Origin of the sequence: Clostridium paridis (genome assembly GCF_016765615.1) — a bacterium.
Taxonomy (GTDB): Bacteria; Bacillota; Clostridia; order Clostridiales; family Clostridiaceae; genus Clostridium_T; species Clostridium_T paridis.
The window spans coordinates 93,505-113,814 of sequence record NZ_JAESWA010000017.1 but is presented as its reverse complement, the minus strand read 5'-3'; the positions used below and the strand labels follow the sequence as shown (position 1 = coordinate 113,814).

The 20,310-nt window shown below is 30.9% G+C and carries 18 protein-coding genes; all 18 read right to left on the bottom strand.

Annotated features, from left to right (window positions below; translation table 11 throughout):
• Nucleotides 1–32: 32 nt before the first annotated feature.
• The 18 genes from JK634_RS03655 to frr all read right to left on the bottom strand — a co-directional run bounded on the left by JK634_RS03655 (nucleotide 33) and on the right by frr (nucleotide 20,306).
• A complete protein-coding gene (locus tag JK634_RS03655) occupies nucleotides 33–2,138 on the bottom strand; it encodes a polyribonucleotide nucleotidyltransferase (RefSeq protein WP_202766267.1) in 2,106 nt (701 codons plus the stop codon).
• Nucleotides 2,139–2,228: 90 nt separating this feature from the next.
• Nucleotides 2,229–2,492 carry a 30S ribosomal protein S15 gene (gene rpsO, locus JK634_RS03650; protein WP_202766266.1) on the bottom strand — a complete coding sequence of 88 codons (264 nt, stop codon included), beginning with the start codon at nucleotides 2,490–2,492 and terminating at the stop codon, nucleotides 2,229–2,231.
• A gap of 120 nt (nucleotides 2,493–2,612) precedes the next feature.
• Nucleotides 2,613–3,542 carry a bifunctional riboflavin kinase/FAD synthetase gene (locus JK634_RS03645; protein WP_202766265.1) on the bottom strand — a complete coding sequence of 310 codons (930 nt, stop codon included), beginning with the start codon at nucleotides 3,540–3,542 and terminating at the stop codon, nucleotides 2,613–2,615.
• Nucleotides 3,543–3,561: 19 nt separating this feature from the next.
• Entirely contained in the window at nucleotides 3,562–4,440 is an 879-nt protein-coding gene (gene truB, locus JK634_RS03640) for a tRNA pseudouridine(55) synthase TruB (protein WP_202766264.1), read from the bottom strand.
• Nucleotides 4,440–5,384, bottom strand: coding sequence for a DHH family phosphoesterase (locus tag JK634_RS03635; protein WP_202766601.1), 945 nt, complete (start codon nucleotides 5,382–5,384; stop codon nucleotides 4,440–4,442). The genes truB and JK634_RS03635 overlap by 1 nt, the downstream gene beginning before the upstream one ends.
• Complete coding sequence (rbfA, locus tag JK634_RS03630; RefSeq protein WP_202766263.1) at nucleotides 5,381–5,731, bottom strand: 30S ribosome-binding factor RbfA; 351 nt, start codon at nucleotides 5,729–5,731, stop codon at nucleotides 5,381–5,383. Before rbfA ends, JK634_RS03635 begins: the two co-directional genes overlap by 4 nt.
• 12 nt (nucleotides 5,732–5,743) lie before the next feature.
• Nucleotides 5,744–7,825 carry a translation initiation factor IF-2 gene (infB, locus tag JK634_RS03625; RefSeq protein WP_202766262.1) on the bottom strand — a complete coding sequence of 694 codons (2,082 nt, stop codon included), beginning with the start codon at nucleotides 7,823–7,825 and terminating at the stop codon, nucleotides 5,744–5,746.
• Nucleotides 7,826–7,848: 23 nt separating this feature from the next.
• On the bottom strand, nucleotides 7,849–8,163 hold the full coding sequence (locus JK634_RS03620) for a ribosomal L7Ae/L30e/S12e/Gadd45 family protein (protein ID WP_207753582.1): 315 nt from the start codon (nucleotides 8,161–8,163) through the stop codon (nucleotides 7,849–7,851).
• On the bottom strand, nucleotides 8,153–8,422 hold the full coding sequence (gene rnpM, locus JK634_RS03615) for an RNase P modulator RnpM (RefSeq protein ID WP_202766261.1): 270 nt from the start codon (nucleotides 8,420–8,422) through the stop codon (nucleotides 8,153–8,155). The genes JK634_RS03620 and rnpM overlap by 11 nt, the downstream gene beginning before the upstream one ends.
• 22 nt (nucleotides 8,423–8,444) lie before the next feature.
• A complete protein-coding gene (gene nusA / locus JK634_RS03610) occupies nucleotides 8,445–9,497 on the bottom strand; it encodes a transcription termination factor NusA (protein ID WP_202766260.1) in 1,053 nt (350 codons plus the stop codon).
• Between the two features lie 19 nt (nucleotides 9,498–9,516).
• Nucleotides 9,517–9,972, bottom strand: coding sequence for a ribosome maturation factor RimP (gene rimP / locus JK634_RS03605; RefSeq protein WP_202766259.1), 456 nt, complete (start codon nucleotides 9,970–9,972; stop codon nucleotides 9,517–9,519).
• A 290-nt stretch (nucleotides 9,973–10,262) separates the two neighbouring features.
• Nucleotides 10,263–14,588, bottom strand: a complete 4,326-nt coding sequence (locus JK634_RS03600) for a PolC-type DNA polymerase III (RefSeq protein WP_202766258.1) — start codon at nucleotides 14,586–14,588, stop codon at nucleotides 10,263–10,265.
• Between the two features lie 54 nt (nucleotides 14,589–14,642).
• Complete coding sequence (ispG, locus tag JK634_RS03595; protein WP_202766257.1) at nucleotides 14,643–15,692, bottom strand: flavodoxin-dependent (E)-4-hydroxy-3-methylbut-2-enyl-diphosphate synthase; 1,050 nt, start codon at nucleotides 15,690–15,692, stop codon at nucleotides 14,643–14,645.
• Nucleotides 15,693–15,704: 12 nt separating this feature from the next.
• Nucleotides 15,705–16,736: an RIP metalloprotease RseP gene (gene rseP / locus JK634_RS03590; RefSeq protein ID WP_202766256.1), complete on the bottom strand. Its 1,032-nt coding sequence runs from the start codon at nucleotides 16,734–16,736 to the stop codon at nucleotides 15,705–15,707.
• An 11-nt stretch (nucleotides 16,737–16,747) separates the two neighbouring features.
• A complete protein-coding gene (locus JK634_RS03585; protein ID WP_202766255.1) occupies nucleotides 16,748–17,902 on the bottom strand; it encodes a 1-deoxy-D-xylulose-5-phosphate reductoisomerase in 1,155 nt (384 codons plus the stop codon).
• Between the two features lie 202 nt (nucleotides 17,903–18,104).
• Complete coding sequence (locus tag JK634_RS03580; protein ID WP_202766254.1) at nucleotides 18,105–18,899, bottom strand: phosphatidate cytidylyltransferase; 795 nt, start codon at nucleotides 18,897–18,899, stop codon at nucleotides 18,105–18,107.
• A gap of 13 nt (nucleotides 18,900–18,912) precedes the next feature.
• On the bottom strand, nucleotides 18,913–19,680 hold the full coding sequence (locus JK634_RS03575) for an isoprenyl transferase (RefSeq protein WP_202766253.1): 768 nt from the start codon (nucleotides 19,678–19,680) through the stop codon (nucleotides 18,913–18,915).
• Between the two features lie 68 nt (nucleotides 19,681–19,748).
• On the bottom strand, nucleotides 19,749–20,306 hold the full coding sequence (gene frr / locus JK634_RS03570; protein ID WP_202766252.1) for a ribosome recycling factor: 558 nt from the start codon (nucleotides 20,304–20,306) through the stop codon (nucleotides 19,749–19,751).
• Nucleotides 20,307–20,310: the final 4 nt, after the last annotated feature.

Here is a 20,310-nt window from a genome sequence, read left to right as displayed (position 1 = left end):
AATAAAAAGGCAACTAATAATTGCCCTTCTATTTATTCTTCATCTTTTTTTTCAGTATCTACAATCGCATCTTTTCTAGAAAGGTTAACTCTTCCTTGAGCATCAATTTCAGTAACTTTTACTAATATTTCATCTCCAACTGATACAACATCTTCAACTTTATTTACTCTATTTACATCAAGTTTTGAAATGTGAACTAATCCTTCTTTTCCAGGTAACACTTCTACAAATGCTCCAAATGCAGCTATCTTAGTTACTTTACCTAAATATACTTCTCCAACTTTAACTTCTTTAGTTAAACCTTCAATTATACTCATTGCTTGCTTAACTCCTGCTGAGTCAGAAGAAGATATAAATATCTTACCATCATCTTTAATATCAATTTTAACACCTGTGTCAGCAATTATTTTATTAATTACTTTTCCACCTGCTCCTATTACATCCCTTATTTTATCAGGATCTATTTGCATAGCAGAAGTTTTTGGTGCAAATTCTGATACTTCTTCTCTTGGACCAGATATACAAGCATTAATTTTATCTAAAATTTCCATTCTAGCTTTCTTAGCATTTTCTATAGCTGTTCTGATAACATATTCTGATAATCCAGCTAGCTTTGTGTCAACTTGGATTGAAGTAATACCTACTTCTGTACCTGCTACTTTAAAGTCCATGTCTCCAAAGAAATCTTCTATTCCTTGAATATCTGTAATAACTCCTTCTTCAGTTAAGTCTTCAGAAGTAATTAATCCCATTGCAATACCTGCAGCTGGTCTTTTTATTGGTACACCAGCATCTAATAATGCTAAAGTAGATCCACAAACTGAAGCTTGTGAAGTTGATCCATTTGAGCTTAAAACTTCTGAAACTAATCTTATAGTATATGGGAATTCTTCTTCAGAAGGTATTAATGGTTCTAAAGCTCTTTCAGCTAACGCTCCATGACCTATTTCTCTTCTTCCTGGTCCTCTTAAAGGTCTAACTTCTCCAACACTGTATGCAGGGAAATTATAGTGATGCATATATCTCTTTGAAACTTCTTCACCTATTCCATCAAGAACTTGAACATCACCAATTGCACCTAATGTAGCAACTGTCATAACTTGAGTTAATCCTCTTGTGAATATACCAGTACCATGAGTTCTTGGAAGTACATTAACTTCGCAGTTTATAGGTCTTATTTCATCAAATCTTCTACCATCAGGTCTTCTATGTTCTTTTAATAACATGTGTCTTACTACTTCTTTTTGAATGCTATAAACTACCTCTCCAACATCACTCATGTTATCAGGATATTTTTCTTTAAATGCATCAAGAACTTTAGCTTTAGCTTCATCTACTGCTAAGTTTCTCTCATTTTTATCAATAATATACATTGCAGACTTTAATATTTCATATGAGTAATCTCTTACTTCTTGAGCTAGAGCTTCGTCCACTTTGTGTAATTCAGGAACTATCTTTTCTTTACCGAATTGTTTAACGCACTCTTCTTGGAATAAAGCAATCTTTTTACATTCCTCAAATCCAAAGTTGATAGCGTTGATCATAGTTTCTTCTGGTATTTCATTTCCACCAGCTTCAATCATCATTACTTTGTCTTTTGTCGCACAAACAGTTAAGAACATTTCGGATTTTTCTCTTTGAGCTGACGTTGGGTTTATAATAAAACTTCCGTCAATTAGTCCTACTTGAACACCTGCTACAGGAGTTGTAAATGGAATGCTTGATATGGCTAATGCTGTAGATGCTGCATTAATAGCTAAGATTTCTGGAAGATTATCGTTTTCTACAGATACAACAGTACAAACAACTTGCACATCATTTCTGAATCCCTTTGGGAATAAAGGTCTTAAGGATCTATCAATAGCTCTACCATTTAAGATAGCGTTTTCTGAAGGCCTTCCTTCTCTTTTAATAAATCCACCAGGTATTTTACCTACTGCATATAGTCTTTCTTCATATTCAACGCTTAATGGAAAGAAATCTATTCCATCTCTTGGTTTTTCTGAAGCATTTACATTTGTTAAAACAACTGTATCACCATAGCTCATAAACATAGCACAATCAGATAGCATACCAATACTACCAAATTCTACTTTCATTTCTCTTCCGGCAACAGTTGTTGAATAAATATGGCTCATAAATTAACCTCCTTTAGGTCATGTAAAAATCTACATAATTTTACAAATTTTGCCCTTCTAAAACAATAGAGCGGATATACCGCTCTATAATTATCTTCTTAATCCTAATTGTTGGATGATTGTTCTGTATCTTTCGATATCGATGCTGTTAAGGTAGTTTAATAAACCTCTTCTTTGTCCAACCATCATTAAAAGACCTCTTCTTGAATGGTGGTCTTTTTTATGTGTTCTTAAATGCTCAGTTAAAGAGTTTATTCTTTCACTTAATAGAGCAATTTGAACTTCTGGAGAACCAGTATCTCCTTCATGTCTTGCATATTTTGCGATTATTTCTGCCTTTTTAGTTTTATCCATGTAAATACACCTCCGTAATTTATCCCCTATTTCCAAGAAGAAAGTCGGCTAGTCTTAACTCTTAGAAGTAGGTTCCTAAAGAGTATTATAACAAAAGAAATTTCCATTGTAAATGAATTTTTACAAATTAATACTTAAAGACTCTTTTACAGCAAATTCTTTGTCAGAATTTAATTGAGCTATTAATTCATCTAAAGATGCAAAGTTTTCTTCATCTCTTATTCTTTTGATAAAATAAACCCTTAGCGTTTTATCATATATATCTTCATCAAAATCTAATATATATGTTTCTACAGTTAAACTTTCACCCTTAACGGTAGGGTTATAACCAACTGATGTGATTCCTTTATATTGTTTTTCATTAATAACTACATTTGTATAATATACACCTATCTTAGGTAAGATGAAGTCTGAAGAATATTCAAGATTTGCAGTTGGAAATCCAAGCTGTCTTCCAAGCTTTTTACCATGAATCACTTTTCCTTCAACATAATAAGCTCTTGAAAGCATTTCGTTGGCATCTTCAATATTTCCACTAGTTATCTCTTCTCTAATTCTTGATGAACTTACTATCTCATCTTTATATTTATAAGCATCTAAAATATGTAACTTAAAATTATACTTTTCTTCTAAACTTTTTAAAAGCTCTATGTTACCTTTATTTTTATACCCAAATCTATAATTAAATCCAACAATTATTCCTTTTGCATTATACTTTGTACATAATAAAGAAATAAAATCTTCTGGTTCAATCTTCATAAAGCTTTCATTAAAATCAACTAAAGAAAATATATCAATATTTAAATCACTTAGTATTTTAATCTTTTCTTCATTACTCATTAAAAGCTTAGGTGCTAATTCAGGTCTAATTAATGAAAGGGGATGATTCTTAAAAGAGAATACCATGCTTTTCCCGTTATTTGCGTTAGCTAATTCTTTAGCCTTCTTTATTAAAGTCAAATGTCCTTTATGTAAACCATCAAAACTGCCTAATGCAATATAAGTATCTTCTTTGATTGTTTCACTATTAATTTCATTAATTATAATCATTTATATATTCCCCTTTTTGTTACTCCATAAGATTTTTAAGTAGTTTGAATCCTTGGTTAGTACCTTTTCCAATACCTAAGAATTCATTTTTGGAATTATATACTTTATATATTTCATCTAATTCAAAAAAGCTCTTTGTAAAATTAGGATCTAGAAGTTTCACCCCATTTATGAGTAATTTTTCATAACCTTCTTCTAATATAACACTTTCATACATTGAAAGTGCTTCTTCAGAAGAAATCATATGTTTTAACAAAGTTTCTAAATCCAAGCTTTCTAAATCTACGGAATCTTTTATATCAAAAGGTTCTGATGCCATTCTAGTTAATTCTCTCATTACAGCACCTACATTAAGACTTTTACCTATATCATAACATAAGCTTCTAATGTATGTGCCTTTAGAACAACTTACATCCATAGTTATATATGGCAAATCTATCTCAATATTCTCAATATTAAAGATAGAAATTGGTCTTTTTTCTCTCTCAACTTCAATGCCTTTCCTTGCTAACTCATATAGTCTTACTCCATTTTGTTTTAATGCAGAATACATTGGTGGTTCTTGCATTATATCACCTTTAAAGGAGTTAATAACATGTAAAACCTCTTCTTTTGTTATATAGGAAGTATCATGTTCTTCTAATATGGTACCTTCTGAGTCATAGGTATCAGTTACTATACCTAATTGAAATTTTACTCTATATTTTTTTTTACCTGACATTATATAATCAATTAATTTTGTGCTTTTTCCTAGACAAATAGGTAGAACACCAGTTGCCAAAGGATCTAGTGTTCCAGTGTGACCTATTTTTTTTTCTCCAGAGATTTTCTTAATCTTATAAACAACATCAAAAGAAGTAATTCCTTTAGGTTTATTTATATTAATTACGCCATTCATTAAACCAACTCATTTTCTATAGATGTTAAAATAAGTTCCTTAACATCTTGAATAGTTTTATTTCTAAATGTAATTCCAGAAGCTTTTGTATGGCCTCCACCGCCGAAAACTTCAGCAACTTTTCTTACATCAAAATCATGTTTGCTTCTTAAGCTAACTTTGACACCATCTTTTATTTCCTTAATAAAAACTGCAACTTCCACACCTTTTATTTTAAGGCCATAATTAACAACATCTGAAACATCTTCGCAGTCATCACAAATATCCTTTGTTAACTCAAGATAAGAAACTTTTCCATTAAAAAACACTTTAATATTCTTTAGTATTTCTCCAAGGATTTTAAGGCTATTTAATGGTTTATTGTCAAATATTTCAGAATGTATTGAGGAATTATCAATGCCTAGCTCAATTAACTCGCCAGCTATTTCATGACTTCTCTTAGTAACATTTGAAAATCTAAATGAACCTGTATCAGTAACCAGGGAAGTATATAAACATGTGGCTATATCTTTATTTATGATTATATTCATAGTCTTTAAAAGGGAATATATTATCTCAGCAGTTGCAGCAGCATTTACATCTATATAATTTATATTGCCATACTCATCATTTGATAAATGATGGTCTATGTTTATTATAGTACCTGAGTAATTACTTAAATCTGCTGAAATTCTTTCTAAGTTACCACAATCTACAACTATTACTAAGTCTGTATCTTCCTTAGGAGTTACTTGAAAGCCATTAACTTCAGATGAACATGGTAGATATCCCATGTCATCTGAAACTATGTCTTTTGAAATTATATATACATTTTTTCCATATTTCTTAAGTCCTATTAGTAATGCTAATGCACTTCCTAATGCGTCACCATCTGGTGAAATATGATAAGTTATGCCTATATTTAAGGATTCATTTATTTTTTTTATTACTTCATCCATGATTATTTCTCCTTAATCTTTTCAATTAAAGAATCGATATACATACCATTAGATATTGAGGAATCTTCTTCAAATAAAACTTCAGGAGTATATCTTAGATTTATTTTATGTCCTAACTCTCTTCTAATAAAACCACTTGCACTCTTTAGTGCTTGCAAAGTTGCTTTCTTTTCCTCTTCATTATTTGTAAAGATTGAAACGAAAACTTTTGCATATCTTAAATCTTTTGTTACATTAACATCTGTAACTGAAACCATGGCTGACATTCTAGGGTCTTTAATCTCGTATTGAATTAGGGAAGAAATAATCTTTTTAACTTCCTCATTAATTCTTCCGCCTCTGTAATTAGCCATCAAATCACCTCTTTATAGTTCTTTTCTCTTAATAGCTTCTACTGTAAATGCTTCTACAATATCTCCCTCTTTAATGTCATTGAATTTTTCAACTGTAATACCACATTCATATCCAGCATTAACTTCTTTAACATCATCTTTGAATCTCTTTAATGAACCTAAAGTAGATTCAAAAATTACTATTCCATCTCTTATTATTCTTACATCAGAGTTTCTTACTAACTTACCATCAAGTACATAAGAACCAGCTATAGTACCAACATTAGAGATTTTATATGTCATTCTAACTTCAGCCTTACCTAATACAACTTCCTTGTAATCTGGATCAAGCATTCCAATCATAGCAGATTTAATATCTTCTATTGCTTCATAGATGATTCTATAAGTTTTCAAATCTACGGCTTCTTTTTCAGCAACAATACTTGCATTAGTATCAGGTCTAACATTGAATCCTATAATTATTGCATTTGATGCAGCAGCAAGAATTACGTCTGTTTCAGTAATAGCTCCAACTCCACCGTGAATAACTCTAACTTTTACATCATCTGTAGAAAGTTTTTCAAGTGAGGATTTAATAGCTTCTACTGAACCTTGAACATCCGCTTTTACAACTACAGGAAGTTCTTTTATCTTACCTTCTTTTATTTGAGAATATAAGTCTTCTAATGAAACTCTATGATTTGAATTAAGCTGTTCATCTCTAACTTTCTCTTTTCTTGATTCAGCCATAGTTCTAGCAGTCTTTTCATCTTTAACAACGTTAAATCTATCACCAGCTGCAGGAACTTCTGAAAGACCAAGTATCTCAACAGGAATCGATGGTCCAGCTGACTTTATCTTCTTACCTTTATCATCAAACATAGCTCTGATTCTTCCGTATGTTGAACCAACAATAATAGAATCTCCTACATGCAATGTACCATTCTGAACTAATAAAGTAGCCACAGCTCCTCTACCTTTATCAAGCTCAGCTTCTACAACGGTTCCTTTAGCTCTTCTATCAGGATTTGCAGTTAATTCTTGCATTTCAGCAGTAAGAAGTACCATTTCTAATATAGTATCAAGGTTTTCATGAGTTTTGGCAGAAACATTTACACATATAGTATCTCCACCCCAGTCTTCTGCTACTAATCCATGTTCTGTTAATTCTTGTTTAACTCTATCTGGGTTAGCACCAGGTCTATCCATTTTGTTTATAGCAACTATCATAGGAACGCCAGCAGCTTTACAGTGATTAATAGCTTCTTTAGTTTGAGGCATTATTCCATCATCTGCAGCAACAACTAGAATTACTATATCAGTAATTTGAGCACCCCTAGCACGCATAGCAGTAAATGCTTCGTGGCCTGGAGTATCTAAGAATGTTATTTTTTCTCCATTAACTGTAACTGTATAAGCACCAATATGTTGCGTAATACCACCAGCTTCTCTTTCAGTTACACTTGATTTTCTTATTGCATCTAGTAATGAAGTTTTACCATGGTCAACGTGTCCCATTACAGTTATAATAGGAGGTCTTTTCTTAAGATTCTCTTCTGATTCTTCAACTTCTTCTTCAACTTTTTCTAAAGTAAGATCATCAGATTTTCTTTCTACAATAATTTCAAATTTTTCAGCTACCTTTTCAGCAGTTTCAAAATCTATTTCTTGATTAAGTGCAGCCATTACACCAGAAAACATTAAAGTTCTTATAACTTCTGTACTTGGTTTATTAAGTTTATCAGCAAGATCCTTAACAGTGATACTATCGCCTATTTCAATAATTTTATCGCTACCAGCTGCTTCACCATTCTCAGAATCCTCTTCATTTTTCTTGCCTTTACCTTTTTTCTTCTTCTTCGATTGATTGTTTACTTCTTCAGCAACCATATCTTCATATTCGTCTACTATAGTTTTTGGTTCAGAAGAATCAGAAGTTAATTCGGTTTTCGAGCTTCCTGATAAAAGTTCTTTTATAAGCTCAGCATCTTCATCCTCTATAACACTCATGTGATTCTTTACAATTATTGAAAATTCTTCTTCTAATAAAGTAATTAAGTCTTTACTTGATACACCTAATTCTTTTGCTAATTCATATACTCTAATTTTAGACATATATTCACCCCCGAATATTTTGGTTAAATTTGTTTATTTTCTTCATATAGTGATAATAGCTTCTTTGAGATATTATCATCTGTAACTCCAATTATATTAACTTCTGCACGACCAATGGCACTCCCAAGATCTTCTTTATAAAAATCTAGTATATAGGGAATATTATTTTTTTCACAATAAGTTATAAAAAGCTTTTTAGTTCTTTCTGATATATCTAGAGATAGAATAAATAAAAAGATTTCTCTTTTATTTAATGCATCATTACACTTGTTATATCCTTCAAGCAATTTTCCAGCTCTTTTTGACAAACCTAAAAATTGAAAAAATTTATTTATCATTATTTATTTCATCCTTTAGCTTTTCATAGACATCGCTACTTATCTCACTTTGTAAGTTCTTATTAAGTCGTCTAGACTTATATGCTTTTTCCAGACATTCAAAGTCTTTGCATATATAAGCGCCTCTACCAGCTTTCTTTCCAGTAAGATCTACTGAAACATCACCTTCTGGGGATTTAACGATTCTAATCAATTCTTTTTTTGGTTTCATTTCCATGCATCCATTACACATTCTCATAGGAATCTTTTTAACTTTCATTAAAAACACCTCTCTATTCTTTTTATTCTTCTACTTGAGATTTGCTTTTAATGTCAATTTTCCAGTTAGTTAACTTTGCAGCAAGTCTAACATTTTGGCCTTCTTTTCCTATTGCTAGTGAAAGCTGAGAATCGTCAACTACAACTTTAGCTGATTTATTATCTTCATCAACTTGCACATCTAAAACTTTAGATGGGCTTAACGCATTAGCTATAAATTCTTCAGGTTCCTTACTCCATTTAATTATATCTATCTTTTCATTTTTTAGTTCATTAACAATATTTTGAACTCTTTGACCTTTAGGGCCTACGCAAGCTCCCATTGGATCAACAGCTTCTTCATTTGAGTGTACAGCAATCTTAGTTCTTGAACCAGCTTCTCTAGCTATTGATTTTATCTCAACAACACCTGAATATATTTCAGGAACTTCAAGTTCAAAAAGTCTCCTAACTAATCCTGGATGAGTTCTTGAAACTAATACTTGTGGTCCTTTTGAACCATTTTTAACTTCAACTATATATAACTTTAACATCTCATTAAAATTGTAAGCTTCTCCAGCCATTTGTTCATTAGGTCCTAGTATTGCTTCTAATTTTCCTAAATCTACAAAAACGTTACCCCTATCTTTTCTTATAACAGTACCAGAGATAATGTCGAATTCTTTTTCTTTGAAATCATTGTAAACTATTTTACGTTCTGCTTCTTTAATTCTTTGCAAAACAACTTGTTTAGCTTGCATAGCAGCTACTCTTCCAAAATTTCTTGGAGTAACTTCAATTTCAACTATGTCACCATATTCATAATTAGGGTTAATTTCTTTTGCATCTGGTAATTCTATCTCAGTAAGAGCATCGTATACATCTTCAACAACTTCTCTTTGTGAGTAAACATGAAGTTCACCAGTTTCCCTATTGATGCTAATTCTTACATTTTGTGCACCTCTGTCACTACCAAATGAATAATTTTTCTTATAGGCATTTATTAGAGCATCTTCAATAGTAGCAAAAATTAAATCCTCGCTTATCCCTTTATCTTTGATTATCTCTTTTAATGCTGTAATGAATTCCTCATTCATTAATATACCCTCCCTTAATTTATATCTCACCTATAATATTTATGGTTTTAATCTTTTCTTTAGATATTGTAACTGTATCATTATCATTTTCTACAATGATTTCATTATCATTAGCTTCAAGTAATTTTCCTTTTAAGTTCTTGTGACCATTAACTGTCTTTGATAATTTTACTAAAACTTGTGAACCTATACTTTTTTCAATATGTTCATTAGTAAATAATTGTCTATCAATACCTGGAGAAGAAACTTCTAAGTAATATGCATCCTTAATTGGATCAGTTGTATCTAACATTTCACTTACGGCTCTACTTACTGTTTCACAGTCATTAAGTGATATTCCATTAGTAGAATCTATATATATTCTTAAATAATATTCATTTTGCTCTTTAACATATTCTACATGATATAGCTCGTATCCGTTTTCTTCTACTATTGGTTTAACTAGTTCATGTATTTTGTTTTCTATTTCTCTCATAATGTACCTCCTTTTAAAATTTATTATAATTTATATTTAGTATAGCCTAAGCTAAGGGTTTTAATAGAGAAAATTAATTTATACTGTACAATATATAAATTAATGTTTAAAACTAAGCCTATATTGAATACAAATTATGAAACCCAACTAAAAACGCAACCTTAGGAGTTGCGTTTCATAAAATAGAAAGAGCGGACAATTGTCCACTCCCTTCCTGTTTCTATTAATTAAGCTTCATAAATTATGATATCATAGGTAGAAATTTATTACAATACCCTTTGAAAAGAAATTTATCCAAATAAGGATATTTGATTTGTTTCACCTAATCCTTCTAAACAGCCATGATTAGATAAGGTTTCTATTACAGTTTTAGAAACTTTAGCTCTTAATCTTAAATCTTCTTTTGAAATAAATTCCCCGTTCTCTCTACATTCAGCTATACTCTTAGCGGCATTTGCACCAACACCTTGTAGTGAATTTATTGGTGGTCTTATAAATCCATCTTCAATTAAGAATTTTGTTGCATGGGATTTATATAGATCTACCTTTAAGAATTTAAAGCCTCTCTTAATCATTTCAAAGGAGATTTCTAAAATAGTAGTGAGTCCTTTATCTTTTTGAGTAACATTGTTACCAAGTTCATAAAGTTCTTGTAATTTATTTTTTATAGCAGATTCCCCTTTACATATTAAATCTGCATCAAAATCATCAGCTCTAACTGTAAAGTATGTTGCATAATAGGCTAATGGATAATATACCTTATAGTATGCTATTCTCACTGCCATCATAACATAAGCAACTGCGTGGCCTTTAGGGAACATGTATTTAATCTTTTTACAAGATTCAATGTACCATTCTGGAACATTATTTTCTTTCATTATTTGTTCATATTCCTCTGATACGCCCTTTCCTTTTCTAACTTTCTCCATTATGTTAAATGCGGTTTTAGGGGGAACCCCTTTATAAATTAAATAAACCATAATATCATCTCTTGTTGAGATACATTCACCTAATGTAGTATATCCTTCTTTTATATAATATTGAGCATTATTAAGCCATACATCAGTACCATGAGAAAGGCCTGATATTCTAACTAAATCAGCAAAGGTCTGTGGCTTAGTATCTAAAAGCATTTGTCTTACGAATTTGGTTCCGAATTCAGGAAGTCCATAAGTACCTACTTCACATTCAAGCTCTTCCTTTGTTACGCCTAACGCATCTGGGCTAGTAAACAAGCTTAAAACTTTTTCATCATGAAGAGGGATAGTCTTTGGGTCTAAACCAGTTAAATCTTGTAACATTCTTAAAACAGTAGGATCGTCGTGACCAAGTATATCTAATTTTAGAAGTCTACCACTTATTGAGTGATAATCAAAATGTGTTGTTACTACATCAGATTCGCTATCATCTGCTGGATGCTGTACGGGACAAAAATTATGGATATCATTATCTCTAGGTACAACCATAATTCCCCCAGGGTGCTGCCCAGTAGTTCTTTTAATTCCTGTACACCCTATTGTTAGACGTTCTATTTCTGCTGATGATGTAATAATATTTCTTTCATCAAGATATTTCCTAACATATCCGTAGGCAGTTTTTTCCGCAACAGTACCTATTGTACCTGCTTTGAATGTATAGCCCTTTCCGAACAGAACTTCAGTATATCTATGAATAACTCCTTGGTTATCTCCAGAGAAATTTAAATCTATATCTGGTTCCTTATCACCTTCAAAGCCTAAGAAGGTTTCAAACGGAATATCATGGCCATCTTTTTTATAGAGAGTGCCACAATCAGGACAATTTTTATCAGGTAAATCTGCGCCTGAGCTTATAGATCCATCTAAAAAGAATTCAGATTTTTTGCAATTAGGACATACATAATGTGGAGGTAATCCGTTAACCTCAGTTATATCTGACATTGTAGCTACAAAGGAAGAACCTACAGATCCTCTTGAACCTACTAGATATCCATCAGAAATTGATTTAGCAACAAGCTTTTGTGCAATCAAATAAAGCACCGCATAACCATTTGAGATGATAGAATTTAATTCTTTATCTAGTCTCTTCTGAACTACTTCAGGTAGGTTATCACCATAAATACTATGAACTTTATTTAAAGTCATATTTTTAATATCATCTTCTGCTCCATCAATTTTAGGAGGATATGTTTCATCTGGAATTGGTTTGCATGAATCAACTGAGTCTGCAATCTTATTGGGGTTTGTAATAACAACTTCTTTTGCTATATCAGTTCCTAAATAGCTAAATTCCTTAAGCATTTCATCAGTAGTTCTAAGATATAATGGTGGCTGACTATCTGCATCATCAAACCCTTGACCTGCAAGGATTATGGCTCTATAAACTGCATCTTCAGGATCTATAAAATGAACATCACAGGTTGCAACCGTATCTTTTCCATACTTTTTACCTAAATCATAAATTCTTCTGTTTATATTTTTAAGCTCTTCCTCATCTTTTACATTCCCTTTTTCAATAAGAAAATTATTATTAGCTATAGGCTGAATTTCTAAATAGTCATATGATCTAACAATATCTTCTAACTCTTCATCATTCTTACCAGCAAGAATCTCTTTATATACTTGACCAGCTTCGCAGGCAGAACCTACAATTATACCTTCTCTATATTGTTCAAGTAATGTTTTAGGTATTCTCGGTCTTTTAAAGAAATTATCTAAATGTGAAATACTTATAAGGTTGTATAAATTTTTAAGACCAACTTGATTTTTTGCTAATAATATTATGTGGTATGCTGGAAGTTTTTTAATATCTACATTCTTTAAAAATTCTTCATTCAATTTCTTTAAATCAAATATATCTAAGTCCGCTTTAATCTTCTCAAAACATTTTAATAAAATTTCAGCTGTAGCTTTTGCATCATCAACTGCTCTGTGATGATTTTCTAGAGAAATACCTAAATGTTTTGCTACTATATTTAACTTCACTCTTTTAAGTTCAGGATATAAGAATCTAGCTAAAGGAACTGTGTCTATAATTGTAAAATTAAAAGGTAAAGAATATTTACTGCAGCTTGTTTTTATAAAAGATGTATCAAAATTAGCATTATGAGCAACTAAAACACTATTAGTACAAAACTCTAAAAATTTAGGTAGAATCTCTTCAATTGAAGGTGCATTTGCTACCATGTCATCAGTAATTGAAGTTAATTCTGTAATGTGATAAGGAATACTTCTCCTAGGATTAACAAAGGTAGAAAAGTTATCAATTATTGAGCCATTTTGAACTTTTACAGCACCTATTTCAATAATTTCATCATTTTTTGAGGAGAAGCCAGTGGTTTCTAAATCGAAAACAACATAAGTATCATCTAAAGATTCTCCTTTTTCATTAAGTGCAATAGGTACACCATTATCAACTAAATATCCTTCAACTCCATAGATTACTTTTATACCATGTTTTTTTGCTGCATCCATAGCTTCAGGGAATGCTTGAACTACCCCGTGATCAGTAATGGCTATAGCAGGATGTCCCCATTTGGCTGCTCTTTCAATTAGTTTTGATGCAGGAGTAACTGCATCCATTGTACTCATTGTAGTATGACAATGTAACTCTACTCTTTTTTCATCACTTAGATCTTGCTTTTGGATTTTTTGCATTTTAACTATATCTTTAACGTTAAAGGTTACTTCCCTTGAGTAATTATCATATCTAGCTTCACCACGTATTTTGCAGTATAATCCCTTTTTAACATTTTCCAAAACTCTTTCTTGAACTTTTGGATTAAGGAAAGCTTTTGCAACAATAGAAGAGGAATAATCAGTTATAAAGAAAGTAAGGAGTATCTTACCACTCTTAGTTTCTCTAGCTTCAACCTTAAATATTTCACCTGTAATTGCTACGGTTCCAGACTCTTCACTTATACTTTTTACAGGAACAGAGTTTTCCATAATAACTCTACCCATTATTAAATTTTCATTATCTATTTTTGTATCTTTATTTTCCTGATTAGAATACTTTTGTTGATTTTCTTTTGGTTTTGAATCTTTAGTAACTGAGGTTGCAACTACAGTCTTTATTTCTTTTATAATCTTCTCAGTTTCTTGTTTTTTAAAGGATTCATATTCCTTACTTATTGCAGCATCTATATTTTCATCAAATTTAAATGATACTATTGCTGTTATGCCGAAAAGATATGAAATATACCTCTTTAATAAGTCTTGAATCTTTTGAGACTTTGCTACCTTTATTAATATTTCTGAACCATAAGAAATAACTATAGAATTATCATTAACATCTTTCTTACCTGATAGAAGTATTTCTTTAGCTAGAGGATGTTTCTTTATTATCTCTTGAACTAATTCATTCCAATGTTTATTAACTACTTCTTGTAAGGTTATGTTAGAAATATCTATTAAGGTTATTACATCAATATGTAAACTAAGATTTAATTTTTTTGTTATTATATCTTTTACTATCTTTTCTTCCTCATTTGAAAGAGATTCACTACTTCTAATTACAGCCTTCAATTTATTGCTTTTTTTCATAAACTGAAAACCAGAAATTCGAATATTCTTATCTTCTAAGGCTTCTATTTTTTCTATTTCATTTTTTATTGAATCAATAAATTCCTTACTCAAGAATAAATCCTCCCACAGTTAAAATATTTAAAGAAGGGATTACCCTTCTTTAAATTATAATTTATCAATTTCCTTCATTAGCTCTTCAACTAAATATTCTTCTTTTACTTTCTTTAAAATTTCACCTTTTTTAAATATAATACCTTCGCCTTTTCCACCAGCTATTCCAATATCAGCTTCCCTTGCTTCACCAGGCCCATTTACTACACAGCCCATTATTGCAACTTTAATGTCTTTTTTACATTCAGCTAGCTTTTGTTCAACTATATTGGCAATCTTTATAAGATCTATTTGAGTTCTTCCGCAGGTAGGACATGATACAAATTCTATTCCGCCTTTCTTCAAATCAAGGGCTTTAAGAATCTCATTACCAACTTTTACTTCTTCTATAGGGTCTCCAGTTAAAGATACTCTCAAGGTATCCCCTATTCCTTCAGATAAAAGCGTACCTATGCCTATAGAAGATTTAATTGTACCTCTCCAAGGTGTACCTGATTCCGTTACTCCCAGATGAAGAGGATAATCAGATTTTTCACTCATCAATCTATAGCTTTCTATCATTGTATTTACATTAGATGATTTAATGGATATTACAATATCTCTAAAATTCACACTTTCTAAGATTGCAGCACTTTTTAAAGCACTTTCAACAAATGCCTCAGGACATGGTTTTCCATACTTCTCTAAAAGCTCTTTCTCTAAAGATCCAGAATTTACTCCGATTCTTATAGGAATTCCTTTATCCTTACAAGCTTCCGCAACCATTTTTACTCTTTCCATTGAACCTATGTTACCAGGGTTTATTCTTATAGCTGCAACACCATTTTTAATAGACTCTAAAGCTAATCTATAATCAAAGTGAATATCAGCTACTAAAGGAATACTAATTCCTTTAACAATTTTAGAAATTTGTTCAGCTGCCTCAATATCAGGAACTGCAGATCTTATTATATCACATCCTGCTATTTGTAGTGCTCTTATTTGTTTAATAGTACTTTCAGCATCTCTTGTATCTGTATTGGTCATGGATTGAACAGTAATTCTGCTATCTCCACCTACATATATGTTACCAACCTTTATTTTTCTTGTTTCTTTTCTATTCATTTATTTACACTCCTAAAAATTAACTGGGAAAATTATATCTTTAATTGTTACTAAGACCATCAAACCTAAAAGAACCATTAATCCTACAGAATTAACTGCATTTAGGAATCTAGGTGGTATTTTCTTTCCAGTTATTAATTCAATTAATATAAAGAAGGCCCAACCACCATCTAATGCTGGAAATGGCAGCAAGTTCAATACAGCTAAATTCACTGATATTAATGCAACAAAGAATAAAAGATTCCATATACCAGCTTTTGCTGCAGCTCCACTCATTTTGATTATTGTCACTGGTCCGCCAACATCAGTTTTAAGATTTGCTTTTCCAGAGAAAATTTGTTTAAAGCCTAAGAAAGTTTGTTTTACTAAAGATACGGTCTCTTTCATGCTATAAGTTACACTTTGACCGAAAGAAGGCTTTTCTATTCCATTAAAGTAAAATCCTATCTGATAGGCCCCTGTATCTTTATTTAATTTAGGGGTTAAGGATAAGTCTTTTATTTCACTTCCACTTTGTACTTTAACTTTCATCTCACTGCCTTTAGACATGGCTACTGCCACTGTTACATCATCAGAAGTTAATATGTTAACATCGTCTATTTTAAGGAATTTATCTCCAGGCTTTAATCCAACTTGCTCTGCAGCTGAATTTGGAATAACTTCTTTGATTTCTGGTAATGTAATGCCTAAATTCAAGGCCATTACTAGGAAAATAATAATTGCTAATAGATAATTCATTGCCACTCCAGCGATTATTATTGAAATTTTTCTTAAGGGATGTTTAGCATTTAAACTTCTACTATAATCTACTCCCTCAGCTTCATCATCGCTACCTTCCTCTCCAAGCATAGCAACTCTACCACCAAAAGGAAGAATCCTTAAGCAGTAATCTGTTTCACCAATTTTTACGCCTATGATTCTAGGGCCAAATCCTATAGAAAACTCATCTACTCTTACCCCATTAACTTTGGCCATTATAAAATGACCTAATTCATGTACGATTATTAAAACTGAAAAAGCTAATATCGCTAAAATTATATACACAGAATTTCCTCCTAACTATAAATGCTATATAAGTAATCTCTAACTTCTTTATCTTTTGTTAAAATTAACTCTAAGGTTAAAGGACTCTCTACATAAAATTTATTCATGCAATCTTCAATTATTTCTGGAATTTCTAAAAATTTAATCTTATCCTTTAAGAATAATTCAACTAATACCTCATTTGCTCCATTTAATATTGTAGGCATGATACCTCCTACTTTCCCGGCTTTATAAGCTAGGGATAAACATTTAAAAGTATCAAAATCTGGTTTTTCAAATGTTAATTTATTTATCTCCCAAAAATTTAAAGCTTCAGATATATTTCCTTTTCTTTCTGGGTAGTTTAATGCATATTGAATAGGTAAGCGCATATCAGTACTTCCTAATTGAGCTATCACACTTGAATCAGTATATTCAATCATTGAGTGAATTATACTTTGAGGATGTACAATTACTTGTATATCTTCATAGGAAACATCAAAAAGAAAATGAGCTTCGATTACCTCTAAGCCCTTATTCATTAAAGTTGCAGAGTCTATTGAAATTTTTTGACCCATATTCCACTTTGGATGTTTAAGTGCGTCCCTATATGTTACATTTTCAAGATCTTCTATTTTCTTACCTCTGAAAGGTCCACCAGATGCAGTTAAGAGAATTTTTTTAATTTTATTATCTGCTTTTCCTTGAAGGCACTGGAAGATTGCACCATGTTCAGAGTCAACCGGTAAAATTTTCACACCGTGTTTTTTAGCTTCAGCAATTACTAATTCACCAGCAACTACTAAAGTTTCTTTATTAGCTAAAGCTATATCTTTTCCAGCTCTAATTGCAGCTAAAGTTGGTTTCAATCCTATCATACCCACAATTGATGTTAAAACTACATCTACTTCTTCTAAAGATGCAATTTTTTCTAATCCTTCCATGCCAAACAATAAGTTTATGCATAGGTTGTTATTTTTAATATATTCATTAACTTTTTCATATGCCAACTCATCAGTCATAACTATATAATTAGGTTTAAATTCATCTATAATTTCAATAGTTTTTTCCCAATTCTTATGAGCTGAGGCTGCAACAAGCTTTAAGGTTTCTTTATGAAACTTAATAACATCTAGTGTCTGGGTTCCAATTGAGCCTGTAGCGCCTAAAATACTTATATTTTTCATTATTTACCTCCTAAAATACGTCGAACTTAATTGCCTTCTTACATAGTATTATTATATCAAACATATAAATCATATCAATGAAGTTTTTAATAAACTTATTGTATAAGTAGAAAATTATAGCAACTAATTATTAATATCAACTATTTTTAGCAGAAAAAAAGTGCCTCACTTGATATGAGACACTACATGTATTGTGTATAGCTTATAATTTCACAATAAAAGTTAAGTAATAAAATACAATTATTCCTGAAAATAAAATTGAGTCAAATCTATCTAATATTCCACCATGACCAGGTATTAGATTTGAGTAATCTTTAATTCCTGCATATCTTTTTATTGATGATGCTACTAAATCACCAAATTGCGAGAATATTCCACATAAAGCTCCGATTATAAAATAATGATATAATTGAACTTCAGTAAAATATCCTTGTACAAAAATTCCAAATAAACCACAAAAGATTGATGCACCTATAAGCCCGCCTATAGATCCTTCAATAGTCTTCTTAGGACTTACTTTAGGAATTAATTTATGCTTTCCAAAAAGCCTTCCTGCATAGTATGCGCTAGTATCACATAACCAAGATCCTATAAATATCAACCATACCAAAAATTCTCCGCCTGGTTTTTTATTTACTAGATAAATAAATGAGAAAAACACACCTACATAGATAAATCCTAATAATGTTAACGCTACATCTATAAAAGTTATTTTTAAATCAATTATAGGAATACATAATAATATGAAGGAACTAATTATTATTATGTACATTAATATTTCAAAATTATTGTTAAATAAATAGAATAAGACTAAAAGTACATATCCGGCAGGGATTATTGGATTAAACTCCTTTACCTTCAATGTCTTATAAAATTCGTATAACCCAACTGCCGACAAGGCTATTGTGAAATACTTTAAATAATCTCCCCCTAAGTAAATAAATATTATAAAAGGTGCAATTATTACTGCTCCCAAATACCTATTATTGGATTTCATAAAGATACCTCCGCTATTTTATTCCACCGTATCTTCTATCTCTATTTTGATAGTCAAAAATAGCCTTACGTAAATCATCTTCGTTAAAATCAGGCCAATTTATGTTAGAATACCAGAATTCTGAATAAGCACATTGCCATAATAAGAAATTGCTTAATCTTTGCTCTCCAGAAGGTCTTATAATTAAATCTGGATCTGGCATATTTTTTGTATATAGATAAGAAGAAAACATCTTTTCATTTAAATTATTTATTGTTAGTATACCATTTTCTATTTCTTCTATTATTTTTTTTGTGGCATCAACTATTTCAGTTCTTCCACCATAATTGATAGCTAAATTCATGGTAACTCCAGTATTATTCTTTGTTCTCTCATAAGCAGATATTAACTCTTTCTGGCATTCTAAAGGCAATCCAGTGATATCTCCAATATGATTTATAACAACATTATTTTCATTTAACTCATTAAATTCTTTTCTTAGATATTCAACTAAGATGTTCATCAATACATTCACTTCATCTTTAGGCCTTTTCCAATTCTCTGTTGAGAATGCATAAAGTGTAAGATATTTAACACCAAGTCTATTACATTCTTTAATTACTTTTCTTACTGTTTCAGTTCCGGCTTTATGTCCAAAACTTCTTGGTAGACCCTTCTGTTTCGCCCATCTTCCATTTCCATCCATTATTATTGCTATGTGTTTTGGAATGTTATCATAGTCTAAAGCAATATCTAAGTCTTTATTTGAGTTATTTTCTTTCTTTTTAAAAAAATTAAACATAATATATCCTCCCATAATAAATATGGCAAAAAATCCTCAAGAGTAAAAAAACCTGCTTAAGAGCAGGTTTATATAGACATAATCTCTTTTTCTTTATGTGCAACTATACTATCTACTTCTTTTACAAAGTTATCAGTTATTTTTTGTACATCATCTTCGCCTTTTTTTATTTGGTCCTCAGATACTTCTCCATCCTTTTTTAAGGATTTAATTTTTTCGTTAGCATCTCTTCTGATTGATCTTATTGCAACTTTAGCCTCTTCCCCGTATTTTTTAACTGTTTTAACTAAGTTCTTTCTTGTTTCTTCAGTTAATTCTGGAACAACTAGTCTAATTACTTGACCATCATTAGAAGGATTGATTCCTAAATCTGACTTTAATATAGCTTTGTCTATTTCTTTTAACATAGACTTTTCCCAAGGTGTAATCATAAGTACCCTTGGTTCTGGGGCAGATATGTTAGCTACTTGGCTTATTGGACACATACTACCATAATAGTCTACTTCGATTCTATCAAGCATAGTAGGATTAGCTCTTCCAGCTTTTAAAGTAGCTAAATCTGATCTTAGAACACTTAATGTCTTATTCATTTTCTCTTCTGAAGTTTTAATAACGTCTTTAATCATAAAA

Excerpts from the sequence above, each read along its gene's own strand:
- JK634_RS03645 (WP_202766265.1), bottom strand. The coding sequence starts at position 3,542 with ATGATTATAATTAATGAAATTAATAGTGAAACAATCAAAGAAGATACT.
- rimP (WP_202766259.1), bottom strand. The coding sequence starts at position 9,972 with ATGAGAGAAATAGAAAACAAAATACATGAACTAGTTAAACCAATAGTA.
- JK634_RS03575 (WP_202766253.1), bottom strand. The coding sequence starts at position 19,680 with ATGTTTAATTTTTTTAAAAAGAAAGAAAATAACTCAAATAAAGACTTA.
- nusA (WP_202766260.1), bottom strand. The coding sequence starts at position 9,497 with ATGAATGAGGAATTCATTACAGCATTAAAAGAGATAATCAAAGATAAA.
- JK634_RS03655 (WP_202766267.1), bottom strand. The coding sequence starts at position 2,138 with ATGAGCCATATTTATTCAACAACTGTTGCCGGAAGAGAAATGAAAGTA.
- rpsO (WP_202766266.1), bottom strand. The coding sequence starts at position 2,492 with ATGGATAAAACTAAAAAGGCAGAAATAATCGCAAAATATGCAAGACAT.
- JK634_RS03620 (WP_207753582.1), bottom strand. The coding sequence starts at position 8,163 with ATGATAAATAAATTTTTTCAATTTTTAGGTTTGTCAAAAAGAGCTGGA.
- rbfA (WP_202766263.1), bottom strand. The coding sequence starts at position 5,731 with ATGGCTAATTACAGAGGCGGAAGAATTAATGAGGAAGTTAAAAAGATT.
- frr (WP_202766252.1), bottom strand. The coding sequence starts at position 20,306 with ATGATTAAAGACGTTATTAAAACTTCAGAAGAGAAAATGAATAAGACA.
- JK634_RS03580 (WP_202766254.1), bottom strand. The coding sequence starts at position 18,899 with ATGAAATCCAATAATAGGTATTTGGGAGCAGTAATAATTGCACCTTTT.
- JK634_RS03585 (WP_202766255.1), bottom strand. The coding sequence starts at position 17,902 with ATGAAAAATATAAGTATTTTAGGCGCTACAGGCTCAATTGGAACCCAG.
- rnpM (WP_202766261.1), bottom strand. The coding sequence starts at position 8,422 with ATGAAAGTTAAAAAGATTCCTATGAGAATGTGTAATGGATGCATGGAA.
- truB (WP_202766264.1), bottom strand. The coding sequence starts at position 4,440 with ATGAATGGCGTAATTAATATAAATAAACCTAAAGGAATTACTTCTTTT.
- infB (WP_202766262.1), bottom strand. The coding sequence starts at position 7,825 with ATGTCTAAAATTAGAGTATATGAATTAGCAAAAGAATTAGGTGTATCA.
- ispG (WP_202766257.1), bottom strand. The coding sequence starts at position 15,692 with ATGAATAGAAAAGAAACAAGAAAAATAAAGGTTGGTAACATATATGTA.